Source organism: Microcystis sp. M53602_WE12, assembly GCF_030065455.1.
In the GTDB taxonomy this organism is placed as follows: Bacteria; Cyanobacteriota; Cyanobacteriia; order Cyanobacteriales; family Microcystaceae; genus Microcystis; species Microcystis aeruginosa.
In genome coordinates, this window is the sequence record NZ_JASJFB010000646.1 from 1 (window position 1) to 1,754 (window position 1,754).

The window sequence follows — 1,754 nt, forward strand, 5'->3', positions numbered from 1 at the left end:
AATCGCTAAATGCCTTTCTCTATAAGGGTTCCATCCCTTATAACCCCCGTCCATTGCATAACACAAACCGAAGAGCCGTTTATCCAGATAAACATACTTAGGGTTGGCTGAATAAGTACGGGCGAAGCATTCGGATAGAAAATCTACCTTTTCACCGATAGGTTATTGTCCGAATGCTTCGCCCCTACAGGACGCGGGCCGATGAAGACGCAAGGTTTTGAACGACGATTCTCTCAAAATCTTGCACCTGTGGGAGCGAGAAAAGCCCCAAAACCTTTACTTTGCCTACATTTCAAATTTATTCAGCAAACCCTATTTTGGAGTAAAAGAAAAATGCGTAAACAGACCATTCAATATACATCATCTTTAGATGCTTTGATTGCTGTTGCCAAGCGACTTAGCGTTTATGAGAACCAACATAAAATGGATTCCGAAGATTTTTATAACCAATACAATCAGGGAACATTATCAGATGATATAATATTTATAGAATGGGCAAACGATTATCGTCATTACCTTGCTTTGCGTCAAGAATTAGAACAAATATTAAATCATGCTGCTTAAACTTTTATCTGATTACCTCAATCAAGTAGAGCAAGCAATTGTGCAGTGTGAAAATGCTTATGTAGAACGTTATCAAGAAGAAATACTGACATCACAAAGAGCCAACTTAAGAATTAGGTTGCGTTTCAAGCAGCCCCATTTATTAGAAATAAACGAAGCTATAATAATCACAGACAATTACTTAGAATTCCTAGATTATCGTTACCATTTACAAGATGAAAAAACCAACCTAGTTTTTCGTTATGATAATACCCCTCACTTTCCCAATCTCTCTACTTTTCCCCATCACAAGCATTTACCAAACGATGTAATTAGTTGTCACAAACCTGAAATTACTCAAGTCTTAAAAGAAGCAACAGAGTTATTGAGGTAAATAAAATGTATTTAATGCGATCGCCTGATCTTGTATATCTTGTAGTGCGATCGCCTGATCTTGTAGGTTGGGTGATGGGTACTCAACCCAACATCATCCCCATGATGCTCTAATCTTGTGTCGTGATCTTGTGATATTTTGGTTGAGAGTGCGATGTTGAAGGCACTGCGTAGCAGCACGCTAATTCATAAATTATCAAATAATTCATAAATTATCAAAGGAGATTGTCATGAAAGGAGAATTCACCGCCATCATTGAAGCAGCAACAGAAGGGGGATACTGGGCGATTTGTCCTGAAATCCCAGGTGCAAATGGTCAAGGAGAAACCATTGAAGAAGCCAAGGAAAGCTAAAAAAATAGGCACTCATGCAAGAGGTAGTTAGCTCTGTGTAATTAATTTTACTTAGGTACTGATAATAAATTTATTCTTTAATTTGAAAAAGGAAAAGCCACAATGTCACAAACTATTCAATTTCATCAAATTTTAGAAATGATTGACAATCTTTCCTGTGATGAACAAGATGATTTAATCAGTATTATTCGACATAGACAAATTGAAAAAAGACGAGAAGAAATCGCCAAGAATATCCATCAAGCGCATCAAGAATACCAACAAGGGAAAGTCTTTCGGGGAAACATTGATGATATTATCGCAGAATTAAACAATGACTAAATTAATTCTAAGCTCATCCTTTAAACGAGCTTTTAAGATAATCATTAAAAGCCGACCCGATTTAAAAAGCAAAATTGAGGCTAAATTAAGATTACTTGCTGAGGATCCCTATAATCCTATATTACGCACTCATAAACTTAAAGG

At 36.5% G+C, this 1,754-nt stretch carries 4 protein-coding genes and 1 pseudogene; all 5 read left to right on the forward strand.

Features of this window, described 5'->3' with window-relative positions:
- The first annotated feature begins 333 nt into the window (after positions 1-333).
- Positions 334-564: an antitoxin TumA gene (gene tumA / locus PX482_RS27850; protein WP_002771674.1), complete on the forward strand. Its 231-nt coding sequence runs from the start codon at positions 334-336 to the stop codon at positions 562-564.
- On the forward strand, positions 554-937 hold the full coding sequence (gene tumE, locus PX482_RS20415) for a toxin TumE (RefSeq protein WP_288122939.1): 384 nt from the start codon (positions 554-556) through the stop codon (positions 935-937). The genes tumA and tumE overlap by 11 nt, the downstream gene beginning before the upstream one ends.
- A gap of 229 nt (positions 938-1,166) precedes the next feature.
- The gene (locus PX482_RS20420; RefSeq protein ID WP_002798318.1) at positions 1,167-1,289 is read left to right on the forward strand and encodes a type II toxin-antitoxin system HicB family antitoxin; all 123 of its coding nucleotides are present in this window, start codon (positions 1,167-1,169) and stop codon (positions 1,287-1,289) included.
- 102 nt (positions 1,290-1,391) lie between these two features.
- Positions 1,392-1,610 carry a hypothetical protein gene (locus tag PX482_RS20425; RefSeq protein WP_288122941.1) on the forward strand — a complete coding sequence of 73 codons (219 nt, stop codon included), beginning with the start codon at positions 1,392-1,394 and terminating at the stop codon, positions 1,608-1,610.
- A pseudogene (locus PX482_RS20430) lies at positions 1,603-1,754 on the forward strand (type II toxin-antitoxin system RelE/ParE family toxin); the annotation flags it as partial. The gene PX482_RS20425 and the pseudogene PX482_RS20430, both read left to right, overlap by 8 nt.

What these genes read in the sequence shown, in the direction of transcription:
- tumA (WP_002771674.1), top strand. Translation starts at nt 334, where the DNA reads ATGCGTAAACAGACCATTCAATATACATCATCTTTAGATGCTTTGATT.
- tumE (WP_288122939.1), top strand. Translation starts at nt 554, where the DNA reads ATGCTGCTTAAACTTTTATCTGATTACCTCAATCAAGTAGAGCAAGCA.
- PX482_RS20420 (WP_002798318.1), top strand. Translation starts at nt 1,167, where the DNA reads ATGAAAGGAGAATTCACCGCCATCATTGAAGCAGCAACAGAAGGGGGA.
- PX482_RS20425 (WP_288122941.1), top strand. Translation starts at nt 1,392, where the DNA reads ATGTCACAAACTATTCAATTTCATCAAATTTTAGAAATGATTGACAAT.